Here is a 21,154-nt window from a genome sequence, read left to right as displayed (position 1 = left end):
GAATTAGGAGGTCATATGAAGAAAAAAACGATCAAGCTATTCCTTTCTTTCTTAATCATTTCCTTGATCTGTTCCATTCTACTTGTATTCGTTTCCTCCATGAAATTTTCCCCACAATATGTTTTTAGGACCATAGTAAATGGAAATTCGGATGTAATGGATTACAAAGTATTTCCTGAGCGGATGATTCAAAAAAGCTCTCAGCCCTATACTTACAAATATGACTTGGATGGATCCTTAAAAACCATGCCCATAGACTATACCTTTAGTGGAAAAAGCAGAAAGAAGCCATTGAATACCTTTCTAAAGGAAACCAATACCACCTCATTTATTATTGTCCACAACGACAAGGTAGTGCTTGAAGAATATGACAACGGATATGACAAGCACACTGTTAATACCTCTTTTTCAATGGCCAAGTCAATCGATTCTTTGTTAATTGGAATGGCGATTGAAGATGGTTATATTAAAAGTGAAAAACAGTCCATTGCTGATTATATAGTCGAGTTCAAAGGAACGAATATGGAAAAAATCACAATTGAAGATTTGCTTTTGATGCGTTCAACTATCAGCTATGAGGAAGGAAATATCTGGTTTGGTGACGATGCCAAAACGTATTATATGCCTGATTTACGTCATTTAGCGTTGAGTCATCATCAGCTGACGACAAAATACCACGATAAATTTCATTATAACAATTATCATCCCTTATTACTTGGCATCATACTGGAGCGGAGTTCGGGGAAACATGTAGCGGAATATTTTGAACAGAAAGTTTGGGATAAAATCGGAGCTGAACATAATGCTTCATGGAGTCTAGATAGTAAAATCACAGGTTTTGAAAAAATGGAGAGCGGTATTAATTTCAAAGCGATTGACTTTGTTAAGATAGGCAGCATGTTACTTCATGAAGGCACGTGGAATGGGCAGCATATACTAAATCAAGAATGGATAAAGCTTTCTACACGTAGTGATTTTCCGTTAAATAATGATGAATATAAAGGCTCATTCTTAGAAAATAGTAATATAGGATATAAATACATGTGGTATAGTACACTGAATAATAAGGGGGGTCTAGACTTTTTTGCGATGGGAAAGTATGGACAGTACCTATACATGTCCCCGGAAAATAATATCGTCATTTTACGAACCGGTAAATCGCAGGGGAATGTAGATAGCTGGCCGGCTATTTTTAAAGAAATATCTATTAAAGTTGGAAAAAAGAATGGAAGTCGTTAGTAAAGCCGGATACTCGTAGCAGGGCTGGAAAAAATTATGAGGAGTTATAGTTATGAATCAAAAAGGGACGTTACATCTATTAAATGGACAATCCATGTATCATTATTTTAAAACAACAGATTTTCTTAAAGGGGAATTGATGATTCCTTTTAACGAGGCTATGTGTTATGGAGACACTTGTCATGATCTATTTTCAGATGAATTCACCCAAATACGTGCTAAGGTTCATCACGTGACACCTGAACAATATACTGAAATCACTCTAAAACCATTAACGCCTCTCTTTCGTAAAAATTTCACCCACATTTCAATGTGGTTTGATGCTGATATGTTTTGTCAAATCAATATTCTTACCATTCTTGCCTGGTTGGACCTGACAGATTATAAGGGGGATATTGAACTACATATAGTCGGTGATCAGTTTGAACGTAAGGACAGTTTTACCTTGAAGGCTGAGGGATATTATCTGATTTATAAACAAGTGTTGATTCAAAAAAAGCTTCCAAGGTCTATCTTTCCAGACACTTTAAAAAGGGGAATTGAATTATATTTGAATTATCTTAACAAAGATAGTGATCTCATTCTTTATATTAAAAAGTGCCAAGATGTATCAGAAGAAGAGCTTGTAACTAAATTAATAGTGGAATTCCAGCATTATGGGTTAGGTGATACCCAATACCTTGAGATTATTAGATCATGTCGTGAAAAATAACATTTTTTATAATCATGGTTTCCCATGGTACGGATAAAAAGGGAAGGAGGGGAGGGTTCTCTGTTTGTAAAGAAAACAAAGAACCCCTTTCCTGCTTCTTAATTATTATTGTATTTATCCTTCATTTCCTTGCCTTTTTCTTCGATTTCTTTCTTGATTCGTCTGCCTTCAGCTTCCATTTGGTCGATGAGACCCTTGTACTTGTCTTTCACATAGTCTTCTAGAATTCGTTTTCGTTGCTGGGCCAGGCTTTCGAGTTCTTCCCTGACTTCAGGGGAGATTTGTTCCTTTTGCCTCAAATAGTAGATGGCATTGGTCATGCGTGATTTTTCGTCATAAACTAAATTGGAAAAATTGGACTTCTTCTGATAAAGAGTATTGATTTTCTTTGATACTTCCGCGGATACTTCATTATAGTTTTTCGCGCTCCAGGCACTCCATTCATTGTAAAGCCGGGTTCTCTCCCGCTCCCAAACGCGCTTGAAATCATCCGCCGTATGGACCGTTTCGAACTTACCGCCGCCTGCATCGGCCACCGCCTTTAATTGTTTTTGGCCATTTTGATCGACATCAAAGCCAATGATATTGACCACTGCTTTGATATTGGAATCGTGAAGCTCCTTCGCTGCTTGCACTGGGTCGCCCTCACAGGTTTCAATTCCGTCACTGACCACATAAATAATGTTTTGCCCTTGTTTGCCCGCTTCGCCAAAATCATTCTTCGATTCAGAAATAGCTTTCGCTATTGGTGTCCAGCCGGTTGGCTGGAATTGACCGAGCGAATCCTTGAAACCCGTTTGGTTATAAGGTTGTAGTTCGTAGACTAATTCGGTGCTTTCGCAGGAGACTTGCTTATCTGCGTCACTATTACTTCCTTTGTGCCCGTATACCCGCAATGAAACATTGGAGCCTTCGGGCATGGAACCAAGAAACTGATTAATCGCGTCTTTGGCCAAGTCCATCTTCGTATTGCCGCCAATTTTCGCGGCCATGCTTCCGCTTGCATCGAGCAAAATCGAGATATTCGGAGCACCGGTTGCTGTTCCACCACCGCTCTTTTCCAAGTTTTTCTCCTCAGGCGTTTTCGTCAAGGCCGTTTCCACATTGGGATTGAAGTCCTCTGCAAACTGGATCAGCTCCTTGTATTCCGGCCCTTCGCCGAGGAGTCCAATCAGCGTATTGTAGACCTGGAAGCTGTCCTTATCCTGAAAGCTTTTTTCATCTAATGCCCGGTTTACCACCGCTTTATTATAGGCATTGCCAGCAAATTTACCTGCCTTCTCCTTGGCAATTTCCTCAACAGTCGAGGCTATGTCCCCATTATTTTCGTCCTTGTCACTGTTGCTTTTCCCTTTGTCGGCTTTCTTGCTTTTCGCCGTTTCTCCACTTTTTGCATCGGCCGAGGTTTTATTCTCGTTTGAACCACAGGCCGCCAGGAAAAAGACCATCATCAACATGACCAACCCTGTCATCACTTTTTGAACCCGCATTTTTTGTTTGATTCCCCCTTACTCATTCAAATCCCAGTTGGATACCAAAAGCACATCCATTTTATTGTATAATAACTGGAATTTTGTACCTATAACCTTTCGGCCTAATATAGGTTGGGCATTTTATCCTATGGGTCACCCAGATTAGGTTTAAAAAGGAATTTATCCAAAAACGATGGCAATGCACTTTTACTTTAAGATAATAAGGGGAAATTAAGGTTGAAAATCCTTTCTATGTAAAGGGTCAAAGAAAGGGGATGCACCTGTGAGTTATGATTGTATTATTGTAGGTGGCGGTATTGCTGGTCTTCAAGCAGCGATTCAATTGGGCAGGTATAAACATAAAGTTCTTGTTATTGATTCAAATTATGGCCGATCAACATTATGTAAGAGTTACAATAATATATTGGGTTGGCCCAATGGTATTAGTGGTCATGAACTGCGTCAGCTTGGAAAAAGACAAGCAGAAAAACTGGGAGTAGAGTTTAAATCCGAAGTGGTTGACAGTGTTGAAAAGGTTGGAAAGGGATTTCAGCTCACGGTAAAAACCGGTTTGCAATATGCAGCAAAGCGATTGTTATTGGCAACCGGTATAATGGACAGGATCCCTGCATTTCCTGAGCTTCTGCACTGTCTGGGTATAAACGTGTATGTTTGTCCAGATTGCGATGGCTATGAAGTGATGAATAAAAGTACGATTGTGATTGGCGCGGGAAATGTGGGAGCCAGGATGGCCCTAACCCTCTCTTATTGGACACAAGATCTTACCTATATCAATCATGAACAGATCGAGGTATCAGAACACCTATTAAACGAACTCAAGGTTCATCGGATTCAATATGTTGAAGAAACCATCCAAAAGGTCATAGCAGAAAATTCTTATCCACAAGGATTTATCCTGCAAAACGGAAAAAGAATTATGGGCGAATGCGGCTTTATTGCGTTCGGGGGCAATGAAGTGAAATCGAACCTTGCGAAGCAATTAGGGGTAGAACTTCTTGAAAATCACCATATTGTTGTCAACCCGCGAACCAAAATGACGAATATACCCAATGTATGGGCAGCGGGTGATGTGGTTGCTCATTCGGAACAAGTGACAATCGCTATGGGTGAAGGTTCAGCGGCCGCTATTTGGATACATAAGAGTTTAATGGATGGGTTTGTTCAGTAAGATATAAAAAATAAACCGATTCAAGATTATTTCTTGAATCGGCTCTTTGCTATTTTATAAATCAGCTTCGTTTACCATTCTCTTAATCATAAAATAAATATTTATCGTTTGTAATTTTAATCCCATTTGTTGGTTCATAAATATGACCAAGCCGTTCTTTTTTTCCGGATTATAGAGTGCCATTGAAAATTCACCAGGGTCTGAACCTGTGTGGCCAACGATCTTTCCGTTATTTAACTTTTTCATGAAAATGTCATCTAAAGATGAATAACTCCAACCTAAGGCTTGTTTTCCATCATTTGATTGGGGAGTTAACATTTCCTTAATGGTCTCTGGTTTTAATATTGTGTTGCTATCATTCGACATGCTTACTAAGAATTTGCAGAAATCTACTACGTTTGTTTTTAATGAACCATCAGGATAGGTTGGGAAAGAATATCTAGGCAGCTCTTTTTGGTTATCATAAGGCGATGCGAAGTTTTCTGTTGTCATATCCTTGTGCAACCATTCTGACTCTGACATTCCCAGTGGTTCAAAAATGTTGTTTTTTGTATATTGATTGAATGGGAGTTCGCTAATTTGTTCTATAATATAGCCCAAAAGGCCGTATCCCACATTACTATAAACGAAAGTTGTTCCAGGTTTATTTTCTGTAAAATTTTTTTCAGTGGAATACCACTTTCCTCCTACTCCTAAATATCCTTTGAAAAATTCACCAATTGAAATTTTGGAGTCTCCGCCTCCGCTATCGATCGTGTATAGACTGTCGAGTACATCCCAATTGTCTTGTATTCCAGAAGTATGGTCGAGCAGCATTTTTATTGTAATCGGTTCATTTGGAAAATTTGGATTGACAACTGAAAATGGAAGATACTTGTTTATATCATCATCGAGATTTAATTTCTCTTTTTCATGCAATTGCATAATGGCGGTGGCTGTGACTACTTTTGAAAGTGAGGCAATTTGAAACACCGTATCTTGATTGACTTTTAATCCTTTGGCAATATTCGCATTGCCATAACTGATATATCTATCAATTTTATTATCTTTTATAATAGCAATTGAAACGCCAGGTACATTTGTTTTATTCATTTTGTTATGGACAAATTTTTCTAAGTCCGCTGGATTTGAAAAATCTACTTTTATGGCTATTACGATACTTGCAATGATCAGAATTGTAATGATCATAACTGCTACTATTTTTGCAGCTTTCTTTATCATAAAAACACTCCTTTTTAATGATACGCACCTATTAAAATATACCATTTTTTGAAAAAAATTCATCAGGAATACAAAAAAAACGAAAGCATAAAAAAGGGGAATGCCAAGCGATTATCGAATTAAGAAACAATTGATAGAGTATCAGCGGACGGGGTTGACTTCAAACAAGCGGTACGCTTATTTTCAAGTGTCGAAGCAGCAGGCTATTAGTTGAGGAGATGGGATTATGAGATTGTGGGAATTCAGGGAAGAGCAGCGGAAAGATGTTCCGATTACCTTTTATTTCATGCGAGAATTACGGTTAATTATGTTTCTTCTCATAGGGGGAAGCTATATATTCACCAATGAAGCTATTGCGTACTGGAAAATCGTTTTCGTAATAGCTGCAATGCTTGTTTATACACTTACACACTTTCTTCATTTTAATAAGCGAACGACGAAGTATCACCTCCTGTGGACAAGTATTGATTTTATCGTAACCATCGCTTTTGGAATTATCTTTCCAACTCTGACACTCTATCAAATTAATTTTGGGATTATTGGCATTACGCTGCTAATCTTTACAAATAACCGAAGAATCATTCTAATCGCCAGCTTATTGTTTGCAATCGTCTGGACTTATCTCTGGACTCTCAACTATTTGCACACAGGGCATTTCCGGTTTATGGATATGTTAATTAATCTTGGCTTTGTGTTGAATTCTAGTTTTGTAGGGATTATGGTAGGCTATTTATTTAAAGCTAGAGCAAAAATAGCGGAGCAATATGAAAGTTTGGTTCATTCTCATTCCGAGCTTCAAGATACACATGATCAGCTTAGGATTTATGCAAAGCAAGTGGAGGACCTGACTGCTGCGAGTGAGCGGAACAAAATTGCTCGTGACATCCATGATACCGTTGGACATACAATGACCGCCCTGATTGTCCAGCTCCAAGCAGCACGCATGCTGCAACAACACGATCTCAAACAGGCGGAAGATACATTAAACCGCTGTGAAGAGTTAGCCAGATCGGCGTTACAGGAAGTACGATTGTCTGTTCGCGCACTTCGTGACGAAGGAGGAATCCATCTCACGCTTACAGATAAGCTAAGAAAGTTAATGAAAGACTTTTCAGACATGACTGGTATGGTAACGTCTCTACGGGTACAAGGTGATCTCACGCGGATTTCAACTTCGTTGCAACCAATGATTTTTCGCCTTATTCAAGAATCGTTGACCAATGCCAAACGTCATGGCAATGCATCAGAAGCTGAGGTGACATTGCATACAAATGATGATCAAATTGATATTATGATCGTAGATAATGGCTATGGTGCGGCGGAAGTGGTACCGGGATTTGGTCTCATCAATATGCGGGAACGGCTGCAGGAACATAGCGGATCCATCCAATTTGAAAGTGTAGAGGGCCAGGGGTTTCGTGTGCAGATCACCATTCCGATACAAACGAAAACTTGGACGTATGGAGGAGCAGAGGCATGATTCGAATTATTATTACAGATGACCAACAATTGATGCGAGATGGCTTGAAAACCATCCTGAGTCTTACGAAGGAGATAGAGGTAGTCGGTACAGCATCGAACGGCGCCGAGGCTTTGGAAGCGGCAAAACGCGAAAAGCCGGATCTCGTATTGATGGATATTCGTATGCCTGGAGTTGATGGTGTGGAGGGGACCCGTCTCATTCGTGAACATCTGCCAGAAACCAAGGTGCTTATCTTGACTACATTTAATGATAGTGACTTGATCTTCGATGCGTTAAACGAAGGAGCAAGTGGATATCTGCTAAAAGATATGCCCGCTGAAATGATCGTGCAAGCGATTATGACCGTACAAGCAGGTGGTGTCGTATTGCCTCCCGACTTAACCGCACAAGTTTTTGCCGAACTGAAACGAAGAACCGAAGGACAGGGAGAAGCTGCTTCATCTAGCGCTAGTCTAATTTCTTTACCCCTTCAGATCCCAGAGGGGCTGACAGAGCGCGAAATGGAGGTTTTAAAGCAGCTTGGGTATGGGCTAAGCAATCGTGAAATTGGAGAACTCCTATTTATATCGGAAGGAACGGTAAAGAACCACGTATCTAATCTCATCACGAAGCTTGGGTTACGCGACCGGACACAAGCGGCCATATTTGCCGTCCGACATGGCATCACTACTTTTGATACATGACTTTTAGCATAGTCACATCCGAAGCGATCCTAAAGGGTCGCTTTTTTGCATGGTCAAAATCTCCCTTCCGATAGATGGAAGCAGTAATCGAATCAGGTAAACTGAACGTAACAGAACAAGAAAAAAGAGGTGCTGACATTGTTAAAAGTAGATAATTTAAAGAAAAGCTTTGGAAATCGTGAAGTTGTTCGGGGTGTTACATTTTCAGTTAACAAAGGTGAATCTTTTGGATTGCTGGGTCCAAACGGTGCAGGAAAATCAACGACCATCTCGATGATTTGCGGACTGATTGAGAGCAGCAGCGGAGATGTAACCGTAGGCGGAGTGTCCATTAACAAAAATCCGATGGAAGTCAAACGTAAGATAGGAGTTGTTCCACAAGATATTGCTTTGTATCCGACGATCTCTGCAAGAGAGAATTTGTACTTCTGGGGTCGGATGTATGGCCTGAGCAGAGTGGAAGCAAAGAAGCGTACGGAAGAAGTATTGGAAATCGTAGGCTTACAGGACCGAGCAAAAGAGAAAATTGAAAATTACTCGGGGGGTATGAAACGTCGTATTAATATCGGAGCGGCTCTCATGCATAAACCAGAGTTACTGATTATGGATGAACCTACCGTTGGAATCGATCCACAATCAAGAAATCATATTCTAGAAACTGTTAAGAAGCTGAACCAAGAAGGTATGACGGTCATTTATACGAGCCACTACATGGAGGAAGTCGAGTACTTGTGCGAGCGAATTGCCATCGTTGACCAGGGCCTGGTCATTGCATCTGGTACAAAAGCTGAGCTTTGCAATCGATTAGTGGGAGCGACTTCCATTCAAATTAAAGTAAATGTAAGTAGTCCAGAATTAATTGATACACTAGGGACCATTCAAAATGTGCAAAGCGTGAAAGCAGACGGCGAACTGATCACGATCTATACCTCGGATGCACGACAAGCTTTGGGTGATGCGGTCGCCCTCGTCGTACAATCGGGATTACAAGTATTATCCGTTGATGTTCAGGAACCGAATCTGGAATCTGTTTTCCTGCAATTAACCGGACGCACGTTAAGAGACTAAGGAGGAGTCAGTAATGAAAGTATGGATTATTGCGTGGAAAGATATAAAAATTCGCTTGAAGGATCGTAAAGGAATGGCGCTCTTCTTATTTCTGCCTATCCTGCTTACAGCGATCTTAGGTACGGCGCTGAACGGAGTGTTGACTGATGACACTAATTCCATGCCAAAGATGACGATTGCGGTATACAATGCCGATGCAGGAGAAATAGGCACTCGCCTTATTGAAGACGTGCTGCAGAACGAACGGTTAGCGTCAAATATAACGATCCATTCGTTTACCAGTAAAGAAAAAGTAGAATTACAAGTTATCGAAGGAAAAAATGATGTGGGATTGATCATCCCTCAAGATTTTAGCCAAAAAATAGGGGCAGCAGAATCGACGCAGCTAGAAGTACTGCAAGATCAAGGAAAACCATTGATTTCGCAATTTGTACGCTCGATTGTTACGTCCTATGCAAATCGTGTGGGAGCTGTAGCTAAGGCTTCTAAAGAGGTCACAACGCAGTTGGCCAATCCAAAGCAAACAGCAGCAGCCGTCTCTGTCAATTTTGAATCACTTGCAGCAGAAGTAATCGGTCAATTAGGTGAGGCAGCAGGAAGTGAAGATTCCTTTGTCGTAGACCAGCCGATTGGAAAAAAGGCAGTTTCCAGCATGCAGTACTATGCTGCCGCGATGTTAGCTATGTTCCTGCTTTATAATGCAACCGTTGGAGCAAAAATGATCATTAATGAACGCTCTACAGAGACATTGGCACGGTTAATGAACACACCGACAAGCAAAACGAGTATTTTACTAGGGAAATATGTAGGGACACTTGCCTTCTCCATTCTTCAACTGCTGATCTTTATGGGGGCTACGAATGCTGCATTTGGAGTAAACTGGGGAGAAAATGTGTTGCAAAGCATTGTCATAGGCTTGACGTATGCCATTGCTGTATCTGGTTTGTCAATGATGATCGCGGCTATGATCGCAAATGAGCAAGCAGTCGAGACGATCTCGGGACTTGGTGTACAAATTCTCGCAGCGCTAGGTGGTTCTATGGTGCCGATCACCGTATTCCCGGATTTCATGCAGAAGATCGCACATATCACACCAAATACTTGGGCATTAAATGGCTTTATCGATAGTATGAGCGGTACTACCTGGCAAGCATTGCTGCTGCCCAGTGTTGTATTACTAGCGATCGGAACGGTAACACTGCTCATTGGAACTTTGCGTTTACGTTATCAGTAGGAGGAGAATAGAATGGGACGTATATGGTCAATTAGTACATTTGAAATCGCACGTGTATATCAGAAACCTTCATCTTATATACTCATGTTCATGATGCCGCTCATCTTCACTTTTTTATTTGCTGGAGTAGGTGGAAACAATGCTGCCACTTCGTTCAAAATTGCCTTGGTCGATCAAGATAAAACGGCAATCTCTCAGGAACTCGTGAAGAAGATGGGGCAGGAAGAATGGTTAGACATCAAGTTAATGGAACGAAGCGAGGCAGAGAAACAATTAAGTAATAAAAGCATCTCCGGAATGATTACGATTCCATCAGGATTTGCTGGGCAGCTTTTCAATGGTAAGAAACCAGAAGTAGCCTTCCGGCATGGACCAGATTTAAGTATAGCCGGTTCTATTCGGCAAATGATTGATAATGCCATGGCACAGGAATCCATTAAAATAAAAGCTGCTTACTTGGTGAATCCCAATAGTACGGGGGCAGATTTGACGGCGAGCTATCAAAGCATGTCTGCTGCATTAGGGACAAATTTAATAACGGTCGACGCTAAGAACATTTCAAAAGGAAGTTCACTCGATCGTTCTAACAATCAATCCGAGAGATTAGTAGGATTTGTCATCTTGTTTCTCATGATTACATTAACGATTGTAACAGGTAAAATCTTGGAAGCCAGAAAAATCGGTGTATGGTACCGTTTGCTCTCTACTCCTTCATCACGCTTTAACATCATGGGTGGCTATATGCTCTCCTTTCTTATCATCGGATGGCTGCAGATGGCCATATTAATGACAGCTTCGCACTTTATATTCGGAACTGTATGGGGGAATTTGTTGGCTCAGTTCTGCTTAGTATCTGCGCTGTTGTTATGTGCCATTGGACTTGGATTGATGGTAGCGGGATTCGTGAAAACAGCAGAGCAGCAAATGCTAATGGGAATCATCATTATCTCCCCAACATGTATGCTTGGTGGTGTCTATTGGCCAATAGAGCTAGTGCCCGATTTCATGCAAAAGATGGCTCTGTTTGTGCCTCAGTACTGGGCGATGGAAGGATTTAAAACGGTTATGACTCATGGAGGAACTTTACTTGATGTACTTGGGTCCATTGGAATATTGCTCGGATTTGCCGCGGTATTTATGGCCGTGGGCATTTCTAGAGTACGTTATGAGTAAAACTCGAAATTGTCCATACCTAGAATACTATAGTACAAAAAACAGCAGTTTTAGAGACAGCGGCAAGCCCTTCACCTTAGGGGCTTGCCGCTTTTTGTACATTATTCCAATAATCATTCTACCTAGACTTTATGTGCCGTACTATAAAAGAAAGTTGTACCAAGTTTATTAAACAATATCGCAAAAGTTGAAAAAAGTCGTGCTGTTGGGTAATAATAGTTCGTATAATGGGTGAACAAGGCAGATTTTTTAATGGATCATTTTTTCAATTAATTAATCATGGGATAATAGAAAAAACAGAAGTTTTATAGAAGCCATAAAAAAGGTAGGTATACGAAACATGTCAGAAGATTATCGTTCTCGCATAGAGCGGAAAAAAATCCAAGGGCAGCAGCAAAGAGCTTCAAAACAGCCTAAGAGCAAGAAACGTGGAAAAATCGCATGGAAAAAAGTTTTCTATATTTGTCTAACCCTGGGGTTGGTTATGCTCCTAGTGGGCGCTGGTGCTTTTCTATGGATCATCAAAGATGCACCAAAGTTTGACGAAACACTATTGAAAGATCCATTATCATCTGAAGTATATGCGGCAGATGAGAAAACTGTAATAGCCGAGATCGGTACCGAAAAGCGGGATGATATTTCAATAAAGCAGATACCGGATGTCCTAAAAAATGCGGTTTTAGCAACGGAAGACGCCCGTTTTTACAAGCATCACGGGATTGATGTGAAACGGACACTTGTTGCCGTTGGGACAAATCTCACTTCTGGTACTTCTCAAGGCGGAAGCACAATCACCCAGCAAATTGTGAAAAATTCATTTTTAACAACTGAAAAAACGATTACTCGAAAGGTGCAGGAATGGTATTTGGCCGTTCAATTAGAAAGAAAATTTTCTAAAGATCAAATCCTTGAAATGTATTTTAATAAAAATCTATATGGCAGTGACGTTTATGGGGTGGCAAAAGCGGCAGAAAGATTCTTCGGCTTGGGTCCTGATGAGTTAAATCAATTAACGCTCGAACAAGCGGCCCTGCTGGCGGGGATTCCGCAAAGCCCAAATAACTATATTCCTACTGTTGAAAGTAACCTAGCCAATGCAGAAAAACGAAGAAATATGGTTCTTAACTATATGAATCGACACGACTACATTTCTGAAGCGGATATGAAGAAGGCACAAAGCACACCGATTGCCGATACGTTGCATATTCAACAAAGGCAAACCAACAAATACCAGGCTTTTGTAGATACGGTGATTCAGGAAGTTCAAACCAAAACAGGTGCAAATATTTTTGAAGACGGATTGAAAATTTATACAACCATTGACCCGGAAATCCAGCAAATAACCGAAGATGTCCTATCTAAAAATGAGATTATCCAATTTCCAGATAATGAAAGATTACAGTCAGCCGTTGTCATTTTGGATACGCAAACAGGTGCGATCAAAGCCATCGGGGGCGGTCGAAATTATCAAGCCGGGGGCTATAACTATGCCACAAAGATTAAACGCCATCCTGGCTCGACGATTAAACCGATTTTGGATTACGGCCCAGCCATTGAAAAATTCCAATGGTCGACCGGGCACGTTTTAACGGATGAACCATACCAATACTCGAATGGGACACCGATTCGCAATGCCAACCGTTCTTATGCTGGAAGTAGAACGATAAGGGATCACTTGGCATGGTCGCGGAATATTCCGGCGTTAAAAACGTATCAAGAAGTAGGAGCAGATTATGCGACCGATTTTGCCAATAGTATTGGTTTCCCGATTTCAGATAAGCAAAAGGAAATTGAATCGAATGCCATCGGTGCCATTGATGCAGCATCCCCGCTGAATATGGCCGGTGCGTATGCCGCATTTGGGAATGGCGGTTTTTATATTGAACCCTATACGGTTTCAAAAGTTATTTTTGCGGATGGAACAGAACAGAAATTGGCTTCAGATAAAAAGAAAGTGATGGAGGATTATACAGCCTTCCTTATCACCGATATGCTGCGGACGGTCGTGGATTCCGGCACAGGGAAGATGGCCAATATTCCAGGTCTTGATTTAGCGGGCAAAACAGGAACGACTAGCTTCGACAAGTCGGCAATCGCCAAATATGGTCTGCCGGGTAATGCGACCAGGGATGCCTGGTTTGTCGGATATACGCCGCAATACACCGGTGCGGTGTGGACCGGCTACACCGAAACAAAGTCAAAAGATGACTTTTTAGGAAGTCAGAGTGCGAGTTTTTCTAAATTAGTATTTAAAGCCATCCTGTCGCGGGTAGATGCAAGCAAGGAGACATTTAAACAACCAAAAAGTGTTCTAAAATCCGGCAACGAATACTACGTCAAAGGCGGGGAAAAACCGAAGCCGCCAAAGGCTGATAAACCGACAGATGTGAAGGCAGTCTACGATGAAGCTTCAGACAGAATTGTTTTAACTTGGAATTACAGTTCTGAAACTGACTCCGCAGCCACCTTTGAGGTTTCTTATACCGTGGATGGAAACACAACGAACCTTCCACCAACGAGTGACAGGCAAGCGGTGCTGCCAAGTCCGGAAAAAGGGAAGCCATATGTATTTAATGTGGTAGCTGTGACAGAAGGTGGCAAGAGTGATGCCGCTTCTGCTTCCTTAACGGTTGAAGGAACGGTTGAAGGAAATGTTGAAGTGCTAAAAAGTCCAAAAGATTTGAAGGCTAAATATGATAAAAAATCGAACCAAATTAACATCGATTGGAAACACAATAAGGACAATGCACAAAATGTAACCTATACCGTTATGTATACGGTAAATGGCAACACCCAAACATTGATCACAACACCAGGTACGGATGCATCGATAAGCAATCCACAGCCAGGGCAAAAGTATGTCATTACGGTAGTGGCTTCCAATCATACGGGAACGAGTGAACCAACTTCCACTTCTGTTACAGTAGATAACAAAGAGAAGAGTGACAATAATGACAATGGGAATGTCGGAGAGGCAGAATCAGGGAATGGAGACACGAAAAAAAATCAATAACCTTAGGTAATCAGTAAAGGAGACCGTCTAAAAAAAGGGCCTGTCATCACCCGAACTTTGTCGAAATTAACGATATTATTGGGGAGTGACAGGCATTTTTTTAGTGTTAAGGAATTTATAAAATTGATTTATGATGGATAACTATAATAGTTTTCTGAATCCAACTCTAGCGCCTAGCCCCTCGGGGTCAAATACCTTCGGCTATAAAAGTCAAAAAGCGGACTTTTGTTGCTGAAGGTTATTTGCTTGTTGATATATTAAAAATCTAACGCTTTAAACAAACTGTATTACACTGGAACTTTCTTTACCAGCTATGAAGTCTAATCGTCGGGTCCAAACGGGGTGAGTTACCCCTTTTACCAAGGAATTATTTAAGTGCTATTATTATTCGTATAGAAAAGGTAATAAGGTGAGGGATGGACACCATGGATCGGTTAATAGTTAAACTGCAAAAGGCAGGGTATAGCGCAGATGAAAGTGTCATTGAGAATGTCTCCTTTACGGTCGAAGCGGGCGAGCTTGTTGGATTGATCGGGGAAAATGGCGCTGGCAAAAGCACAACGATTAAGGCTATTCTTGGACAGCTTTCTTGGATGGAAGGGGAAATCACCCTCCGTTCAAAGGATAACGCGTATGGATATGTACCGGAACGGCCGGTGTTTTATGATGAGTTGACAGTCTGGGAACAGATTGAATATAGCGGTGTCATGCGGGAAATTCCGAACTGGAAGGAGAGAGCGATGGAATTGGTGAAAACTTTTCGTGTTGAGAAGTTTATTCATCAGCTGCCGCAAAGCTTATCGAAAGGAACGCAGCAAAAAATCATGCTTATTCTGGCTTTGCTTCCTTCTCCTGAACTGTTAATAATTGATGAGCCTTTCATTGGGCTTGATCCGCGTGCTACCAAACTATTATTACAGATGATGGATGTCGAACGGTCAAAAGGGACTGGCATATTAATGTGTACGCATGTTTTGGATACGGCTGAAAAGCTTTGCGACAAGTTCATTCTGCTATCGAAAGGAACAATGTTTACGCAAGGCACGCTTGTCGACCTTCAAACAAAGTGCCGGCTGCCAGGCGGAAGTTTGCTGGATTGTTTTGATTATCTAATTGATGAGGATCTTCACCATGGCTTGGGTTGAATATATAAGAAGAAATAAGCGAGAGGTCAAATTTCAGCTGAGCGCGTTTGGCCTGGTGATAGATTGGACGGTTTTTTTGTATATTGTGGTTCCGGCCATCATTGCGCTTGGCGTGATTGATTTTCAGCTTTGGCAAGCCCCTCCGGCCTGGACATCTTTTACCAATGTTAGTTTGCTTGGAATGATTTTGTTTTTTGCCTTTCAATTTTCTCCCGTAAGAACGTATATTGAGCGTGCTGATGAATTATTTGTTATTCAGAATCTCAAATACTATCAAACTCTTATTCAAGCTGGAAAATGGTATACGGTTTTAAAGACTAGTCTGGAGACAGCCTTGCTAATTCTTTACATATTGCCCATTTTTAAAGTAGGCTACCAACTCTCTGCTCCTTTCGTCACCATCATTTATTTTTATGTATTCATTTGGAGCCTCTTTATAAAGTTGGCATCTAGGTGGTTTTTGCTGCGGGGGCTGAGATGGTGGTACAGGGCTTTTGCCATTATGGCATTTATTGTTTATAGTACAGGGTTTTATTCTATATTTGGCCCGTATATTATTTTTATTTGCACCACCGTGTTTATTTTGGCAATGTTAGTTTTTTTGCTAAAAGAGGAAAACTGTCCAGTAAGATTTTTCCACGCTGAAGCGGAACGGGAACGGAATGAGAAGTGGAAATGGGCAGCCATATTTATGAGGCAGTCCGGTGAAATTGAAGGCATTCAGAGGGTGCGCAAATACCCGTTTCTAAATAAGAATTCGAGGGCTATCTTTTCTGAGCGGTCTCCTGAAAAAGTGATGACGGAAATGTACTGGAAATGGCATATTCGCAAAGGCAGGCAGTTGAAGCTGTATCTGTACTTCCTTTTTATTTCATTCAACGGAATGACAATTATTCCGTCAAAAGTAAAATTTATTGTGTTCCTGTTCATTCTGTTTGCAGGCTATAAAATACAAGAAGGAATTTGGAAGACCTTCATCAGCCATCCTTTCACAAGGAATCTTGGGGCCATAACTGAAAAGGAAATCATCATCGCCAAAGCCAAAAAACGCTCTCTAACCGCCACATGGCTCGTTCCACTCGCGGCAATCGCACTTTGGGCATACTGGAATTGACTTCATAATGGATATGACTATAAAAAGGAAGAATTCAAAGTCTAACTGAATGATAAAGCCATGCTTAGTAATATCTTTTACTAAAAAACAGCTTTCTGAACCAGAATTATCATCTTCTACTTCCTTTAAATTATTATACTAGTTTAGTAACTATTATAAATTTTGAAAGTCCTTTGTATCGGTTGAAATGAGTGCTTGTAAACGACCGAACTCTTGAATTTTTCTTGATCTCGGTCGATAAGAGCCGTTCTAAACGACCGAACTCTTGGATTTTTCTTGATCTCGGTCGATAAGAGCCGTTCTAAACGACCGAACTCTTGGATTTTTCTTGATCTCGGTCGATAAGAGCCGTTCTAAACGACCGAACTCTTGGATTTTCCTTGGTCTCGGTCGATAAGAGCCGTTCTAAACGACCGAACTCTTGGATTTTTCTTGATCTCGGTCGATAAGAGCCGTTCTAAACGACCGAACTCCTGGATTTTCCTTGGTCTCGGTCGATAAGAGCCGTTCTAAACGACCGAACTCTTGGATTTTCTTTGGTCTCGGTCGATAAGAGCTGTTCTAAACGACCGAACTCCTGGATTTTCCTTGGTCTCGGTCGATAAGAGCCGCTCTAAACGACCGAACTCTTGGATTTTCTTTGGTCTCGGTCGATAAGAGCCGCTCTAAACGACCGAACTCTTGGATTTTCTTTGGTCTCGGTCGATAAGAGCTGTTCTAAACGACCGAACTCCTGGATTTTTCTTGATCTCGGTCGATATAAGACTCAAAGAAAACTTTCTTGACAATCCGAAAGCCGCTGAGTCGAAAGAAACGCTTGAAAAAATGAAAAAAAGACTGCGGTAAATTCTTTTTAGGAATCGATTATGGGTATGGAGTGATGAACATAAAAACGGTTCCTGTGTTAATGCCAGCCAAGTTTAACTCTTGGGGGAATGCTGGCTCTACCGGTGCGTTTCTGTTTTACCATCCTGCGACGGATGCTTATCTCATCGGAACCTTAAACCAATTTGGATATGGTCAAAAAGGGATTCGGTTCATGCTTCAATTAACGGATAAGCTTTTAAAAGGTATAAAAAATGCGGATGCATTATTGTAAATTAGTAAATGACAGGGCTGATAAACAGTCCTGCTTTTTTATTCTAATGCGAATTTTGATTCATACAATGATTCCCAATCTGAATCAGTAAAATAAGAAACGGATTGTGTATCTCTTTGCTGACTTCTAAGAACACCTTTACCACCGATTACAAACCTTAAATGGGTATTTGTTTTTAAACAAGCTTGAATCCATCTTTCAACCCTCTCGATATGAGCGGGGTTGGTAAGAGAAATGGCAATGATAGAAAGTTGCTTGTTTTCCATTACATCCAATAAACCATCGAAAGGTGTATTCGGGCCTAAATAAATCACTTCATGTCCTTTTTTTCGCAGAAACAGGCTAAATAGCATCAGTCCAATGTGATGATCTTCTCCCTCCGGACAAAAAGCTAAGATTTTGGGCAGCGACCTGTTTACGGGTAGAATTCTTAAAAACTGAGCAAACCGGTTCATGACGAATTGAGAAGCAAAGTGTTCTTGAGCAACAGTAATTTTGCCATTTTCCCAGTCATCACCAATTCGATACAGTAATTCTGCCAAAATGTGATTGAAGACATATTCGTATTCGAACATTGAAAAAGCCACTTCAATGATATCGTTAGCCTCTTGGGTATCCATTTCAATGAGCGCTTGATACAATTTGGCTTTTAGATTCTCATGAGAACGGCTAATGGGTGTGGTTTCAATAGGCTTGTATGTTGACTGATTTAAAAGTTGGACAGCCTCACTAATTTTCATATGATTCTTTGTCGTTTGTTCTTTTAACCATTTTAAGGTTTCAATATCTTTTTTACTGTATAAGCGGTGTCCACCTTCCGTTCGCATCGGATTGACTACATGATATCTATTTTCCCAGGCTCTTATTGTTACAGAGGGGATGTCGAGTAATTCAGACACTTTTTTTATACTGTACATCATCCATCACCTCACTATAGTTATACATATTTTATACAAAACCTACACATGATTCAAGGGGGACCAGTGTGAGGATGCCGTAAGTCCAAGGTTACGTAGTATATTGCCTTTATAAATAAGTTCTAATCTAAATGTTTTTAATTTTAAAAAACAATTGCACTTTATGTATAGTATTTGTATAATATTAACAGTAAGTTATACAAAAACTATAATGAGGGTAATGGAGATGAAAACTTTAAATCTTATTGCTTTAGTATTAGTTATTGTTGGTGGCTTAAATTGGTTATTAGTCGGACTGTTTAAATGGGATTTGGTCGGAGGCTTGTTTGGCGGGATGGACAGTCTCTTTGCAAGAATTGTATATATCCTTGTTGGCCTTGCAGCTATCTATAGTATTAGTCTTTTATCGAAGGTTTCAAAATAAACGTTTAAAAAATGGGATGAGATCGATTAGGAGTTTCGGTAGCTGTCATGTTACAGCTACTGTTTTTTTACCATCTATTTAAAAAAAGTTATATTTTTAATGCTAAATTACCTAACTGACCTATATAAATTGGTTAGAGGTTTGCTTTATTATTTTCAGGCTTGAAACTTGTTAAACGAGGAGCGCTTAGAATGAAATCAATGATTCATGTGGAGAATTTGGTTAAAACATTTAAAGGAAATGTGCAAGCCGTAAGAGGGGTTTCATTCAGTGTAGAAGAGGGTGAGTTTTTTGCTTTCCTTGGTCCAAATGGCGCCGGTAAATCAACCACGATCCAGATGATCACCACTTTATTAAAACCAACATCGGGCAGAGCCGAAATTGCCGGTTTCGATGTCATGAATGAGCCGGAACAAATACGGCGCGTGATTGGAGTGGCTCTGCAAGAAACGGGAATTGACCCTCAGTTGACGGGACGTGAGCTTTTGGAGATTCAGGGGAAATTATTTGGGTTTCAGTCGAGTGTGGCGAGGAAAAGAGCGGACGAATTATTGGAGCTTGTCGGTTTAACGGAAGATGCCCATAGAAAATGTGGAAAGTATTCAGGTGGGATGCGTAGACGTCTAGACTTAGCATTAACCCTTGTTCAACGCCCAAAGGTCTTATTTTTAGATGAACCTACAACAGGGCTTGACCCCTATAATCGAAAACTCATCTGGGAAGAAATCCGATCACTAAATAAAGAGCAAGGTACGACTATTTTTTTGACAACCCAATATCTTGAGGAAGCGGATGAATTGGCAGATCGGATCTCGATTATCAACGAGGGGAAAATTGTTGCATCCGGAACACAAGAGAACTTAAAAGCATCTATTGGTGCAGATGTCATTGATTTAGTTTTCTCAACAGAAGAGGAAGCAAGGCGTGCGTCAGCGTTGCTCGCCCGTTTCGAAGGTGAGGTGAAACAATCAGGTTCGGAACTTCGCCTGTTTGTGGAGAAAGGACCAGCAAAATTACCAGAAATCATCCGTCAGTTAGATCAAGAGTTCATCACGCCGATTACCTTGAACGTATCGCCCCCTTCATTAGATGATGTCTTTTTAAACTTGACGGGTCATACCATCCAAGCTGAAAAGTTAAAGAGAGAGGAGTCCCATGTATGAAAATATTTGTGAAGCACACGTGGCTTTTTACCAAAAGGAGTTTGTTGAATACGATTCGTAACCCTTTTGCCTTCATCCCAAATATGGTGATTAGTCTCTTCTTCTTATTTGTCTATCAAGCTGGACTAAGTGGGATATCAAAACTTCCGGCATTTGGTGGTGCTAGTTATTTAGCGTTTATTTTGCCTGTATCGATTGTTTCCGGGGCGATTGGGGGTGCAGGCGGTGCAGGACAGTCTCTTATCACCGATTTGGAAAACGGCTATTTTTCCAGACTTTTGTTGACACCAGCATCGCGTCTTGCCATTGTTTTGGGTCCAATAATTGCAGGGATGCTTCAACTGCTTGTTCAAACGATGCTCATCATGCTGATTGGATTTATGATGGGGCTAAAAGTCGTAACTGGCTTCGGAGGAGTTGTCGTTGTCCTTCTCCTTGCAGTGGGGTGGGGCCTGGCTTTTGCGGGCTATTCTGTTGGGTTTGCGCTTCGAACCAAAAATGCTCAAGCTGCACAGGCAGGAACGTTTATCTTCTTCCCGCTTTTATTCCTGAGCACGACCTTTGTCCCCTATGATCTAATTGAGGCAGAATGGCTGAAAGTAGCTGCGTTCATCAATCCAACGACTTATGTCTTTGAAGGCATGCGTGCAGTCATGATAAATGGCTGGGGGGAAAGTGCCATTTGGCAGGCTTTTATTGTTATTGTTTTATTCTGTATTGCTACTATTAGTTTTGCTGCTATTAGTGCTCGCAACGCTGTGAGTAGAGGATAGGGTTTTATGGGGTGAAATGGAAGAAGGACACG

18 protein-coding genes are annotated in these 21,154 nt (G+C 40.9%); 15 read left to right on the top strand and 3 right to left on the bottom strand.

The window, feature by feature from the left end; translation table 11 throughout:
* Positions 1-15: 15 nt before the first annotated feature.
* Positions 16-1,239, top strand: a complete 1,224-nt coding sequence (locus M3234_RS02270; protein WP_262303122.1) for a serine hydrolase domain-containing protein — start codon at positions 16-18, stop codon at positions 1,237-1,239.
* A 52-nt stretch (positions 1,240-1,291) separates the two neighbouring features.
* Positions 1,292-1,951, top strand: coding sequence for an AraC family transcriptional regulator (locus M3234_RS02265; RefSeq protein ID WP_262303121.1), 660 nt, complete (start codon positions 1,292-1,294; stop codon positions 1,949-1,951).
* A 98-nt stretch (positions 1,952-2,049) separates the two neighbouring features.
* Here the strand turns inward: M3234_RS02265 and M3234_RS02260 are convergent, their stop codons facing one another.
* Positions 2,050-3,441, bottom strand: coding sequence for a VWA domain-containing protein (locus tag M3234_RS02260; RefSeq protein WP_262303120.1), 1,392 nt, complete (start codon positions 3,439-3,441; stop codon positions 2,050-2,052).
* Between the two features lie 265 nt (positions 3,442-3,706).
* Between M3234_RS02260 and M3234_RS02255 the strand changes: the two genes are divergently transcribed.
* Positions 3,707-4,612, top strand: a complete 906-nt coding sequence (locus M3234_RS02255) for an NAD(P)/FAD-dependent oxidoreductase (protein WP_262303119.1) — start codon at positions 3,707-3,709, stop codon at positions 4,610-4,612.
* A 54-nt stretch (positions 4,613-4,666) separates the two neighbouring features.
* On the opposite strand, the gene M3234_RS02250 is transcribed toward M3234_RS02255, so the two are convergent.
* A complete protein-coding gene (locus M3234_RS02250; protein WP_262303118.1) occupies positions 4,667-5,833 on the bottom strand; it encodes a serine hydrolase domain-containing protein in 1,167 nt (388 codons plus the stop codon).
* 226 nt (positions 5,834-6,059) lie between these two features.
* On the opposite strand from M3234_RS02250, the gene M3234_RS02245 reads away from it, so the two are divergent.
* The 9 genes from M3234_RS02245 to M3234_RS02205 all read left to right on the top strand — a co-directional run bounded on the left by M3234_RS02245 (position 6,060) and on the right by M3234_RS02205 (position 17,845).
* Positions 6,060-7,313, top strand: a complete 1,254-nt coding sequence (locus tag M3234_RS02245) for a sensor histidine kinase (RefSeq protein WP_262303117.1) — start codon at positions 6,060-6,062, stop codon at positions 7,311-7,313.
* A complete protein-coding gene (locus M3234_RS02240) occupies positions 7,310-7,999 on the top strand; it encodes a response regulator (RefSeq protein WP_262303116.1) in 690 nt (229 codons plus the stop codon). Before M3234_RS02245 ends, M3234_RS02240 begins: the two co-directional genes overlap by 4 nt.
* A gap of 138 nt (positions 8,000-8,137) precedes the next feature.
* Complete coding sequence (locus M3234_RS02235; RefSeq protein WP_262303115.1) at positions 8,138-9,067, top strand: ABC transporter ATP-binding protein; 930 nt, start codon at positions 8,138-8,140, stop codon at positions 9,065-9,067.
* Between the two features lie 13 nt (positions 9,068-9,080).
* Positions 9,081-10,301, top strand: coding sequence for an ABC transporter permease (locus M3234_RS02230; protein ID WP_262303114.1), 1,221 nt, complete (start codon positions 9,081-9,083; stop codon positions 10,299-10,301).
* Positions 10,302-10,313: 12 nt separating this feature from the next.
* A complete protein-coding gene (locus M3234_RS02225; protein WP_262303113.1) occupies positions 10,314-11,474 on the top strand; it encodes an ABC transporter permease in 1,161 nt (386 codons plus the stop codon).
* Between the two features lie 340 nt (positions 11,475-11,814).
* On the top strand, positions 11,815-14,487 hold the full coding sequence (locus M3234_RS02220) for a penicillin-binding protein 1A (protein ID WP_262303112.1): 2,673 nt from the start codon (positions 11,815-11,817) through the stop codon (positions 14,485-14,487).
* Between the two features lie 425 nt (positions 14,488-14,912).
* On the top strand, positions 14,913-15,632 hold the full coding sequence (locus M3234_RS02215; RefSeq protein WP_262303111.1) for an ABC transporter ATP-binding protein: 720 nt from the start codon (positions 14,913-14,915) through the stop codon (positions 15,630-15,632).
* Complete coding sequence (locus M3234_RS02210; RefSeq protein WP_262303110.1) at positions 15,619-16,746, top strand: ABC transporter permease; 1,128 nt, start codon at positions 15,619-15,621, stop codon at positions 16,744-16,746. The genes M3234_RS02215 and M3234_RS02210 overlap by 14 nt, the downstream gene beginning before the upstream one ends.
* Positions 16,747-17,626: 880 nt before the next feature.
* On the top strand, positions 17,627-17,845 hold the full coding sequence (locus M3234_RS02205; RefSeq protein ID WP_262303109.1) for a hypothetical protein: 219 nt from the start codon (positions 17,627-17,629) through the stop codon (positions 17,843-17,845).
* A gap of 38 nt (positions 17,846-17,883) precedes the next feature.
* On the opposite strand, the gene M3234_RS02200 is transcribed toward M3234_RS02205, so the two are convergent.
* Positions 17,884-18,765 carry a MerR family transcriptional regulator gene (locus M3234_RS02200; protein WP_262303108.1) on the bottom strand — a complete coding sequence of 294 codons (882 nt, stop codon included), beginning with the start codon at positions 18,763-18,765 and terminating at the stop codon, positions 17,884-17,886.
* A 223-nt stretch (positions 18,766-18,988) separates the two neighbouring features.
* Between M3234_RS02200 and M3234_RS02195 the strand changes: the two genes are divergently transcribed.
* The 3 genes from M3234_RS02195 to M3234_RS02185 all read left to right on the top strand — a co-directional run bounded on the left by M3234_RS02195 (position 18,989) and on the right by M3234_RS02185 (position 21,122).
* A complete protein-coding gene (locus M3234_RS02195; RefSeq protein ID WP_262303107.1) occupies positions 18,989-19,186 on the top strand; it encodes a DUF378 domain-containing protein in 198 nt (65 codons plus the stop codon).
* Positions 19,187-19,377: 191 nt separating this feature from the next.
* Positions 19,378-20,349 carry an ATP-binding cassette domain-containing protein gene (locus tag M3234_RS02190; RefSeq protein WP_262303106.1) on the top strand — a complete coding sequence of 324 codons (972 nt, stop codon included), beginning with the start codon at positions 19,378-19,380 and terminating at the stop codon, positions 20,347-20,349.
* Positions 20,346-21,122, top strand: coding sequence for an ABC transporter permease (locus M3234_RS02185; RefSeq protein WP_262303105.1), 777 nt, complete (start codon positions 20,346-20,348; stop codon positions 21,120-21,122). The genes M3234_RS02190 and M3234_RS02185 overlap by 4 nt, the downstream gene beginning before the upstream one ends.
* The last annotated feature ends 32 nt before the right edge of the window (positions 21,123-21,154 follow it).

It is taken from the genome of Neobacillus niacini, from assembly GCF_023715785.1.
Classification (GTDB): domain Bacteria; phylum Bacillota; class Bacilli; order Bacillales; family Cytobacillaceae; genus Neobacillus; species Neobacillus niacini_E.
Note: the sequence above shows the minus strand (reverse complement) of the source record. Positions and strands in the feature narration are given on the sequence as shown.

What these genes read in the sequence shown, in the direction of transcription:
- M3234_RS02265 (WP_262303121.1), top strand. Translation starts at nt 1,292, where the DNA reads ATGAATCAAAAAGGGACGTTACATCTATTAAATGGACAATCCATGTAT.
- M3234_RS02185 (WP_262303105.1), top strand. Translation starts at nt 20,346, where the DNA reads ATGAAAATATTTGTGAAGCACACGTGGCTTTTTACCAAAAGGAGTTTG.
- M3234_RS02190 (WP_262303106.1), top strand. Translation starts at nt 19,378, where the DNA reads ATGAAATCAATGATTCATGTGGAGAATTTGGTTAAAACATTTAAAGGA.
- M3234_RS02205 (WP_262303109.1), top strand. Translation starts at nt 17,627, where the DNA reads ATGAACATAAAAACGGTTCCTGTGTTAATGCCAGCCAAGTTTAACTCT.
- M3234_RS02220 (WP_262303112.1), top strand. Translation starts at nt 11,815, where the DNA reads ATGTCAGAAGATTATCGTTCTCGCATAGAGCGGAAAAAAATCCAAGGG.
- M3234_RS02225 (WP_262303113.1), top strand. Translation starts at nt 10,314, where the DNA reads ATGGGACGTATATGGTCAATTAGTACATTTGAAATCGCACGTGTATAT.
- M3234_RS02200 (WP_262303108.1), bottom strand. Translation starts at nt 18,765, where the DNA reads ATGATGTACAGTATAAAAAAAGTGTCTGAATTACTCGACATCCCCTCT.
- M3234_RS02250 (WP_262303118.1), bottom strand. Translation starts at nt 5,833, where the DNA reads ATGATAAAGAAAGCTGCAAAAATAGTAGCAGTTATGATCATTACAATT.
- M3234_RS02270 (WP_262303122.1), top strand. Translation starts at nt 16, where the DNA reads ATGAAGAAAAAAACGATCAAGCTATTCCTTTCTTTCTTAATCATTTCC.
- M3234_RS02215 (WP_262303111.1), top strand. Translation starts at nt 14,913, where the DNA reads ATGGATCGGTTAATAGTTAAACTGCAAAAGGCAGGGTATAGCGCAGAT.
- M3234_RS02230 (WP_262303114.1), top strand. Translation starts at nt 9,081, where the DNA reads ATGAAAGTATGGATTATTGCGTGGAAAGATATAAAAATTCGCTTGAAG.
- M3234_RS02240 (WP_262303116.1), top strand. Translation starts at nt 7,310, where the DNA reads ATGATTCGAATTATTATTACAGATGACCAACAATTGATGCGAGATGGC.
- M3234_RS02195 (WP_262303107.1), top strand. Translation starts at nt 18,989, where the DNA reads ATGAAAACTTTAAATCTTATTGCTTTAGTATTAGTTATTGTTGGTGGC.
- M3234_RS02210 (WP_262303110.1), top strand. Translation starts at nt 15,619, where the DNA reads ATGGCTTGGGTTGAATATATAAGAAGAAATAAGCGAGAGGTCAAATTT.
- M3234_RS02260 (WP_262303120.1), bottom strand. Translation starts at nt 3,441, where the DNA reads ATGCGGGTTCAAAAAGTGATGACAGGGTTGGTCATGTTGATGATGGTC.
- M3234_RS02245 (WP_262303117.1), top strand. Translation starts at nt 6,060, where the DNA reads ATGAGATTGTGGGAATTCAGGGAAGAGCAGCGGAAAGATGTTCCGATT.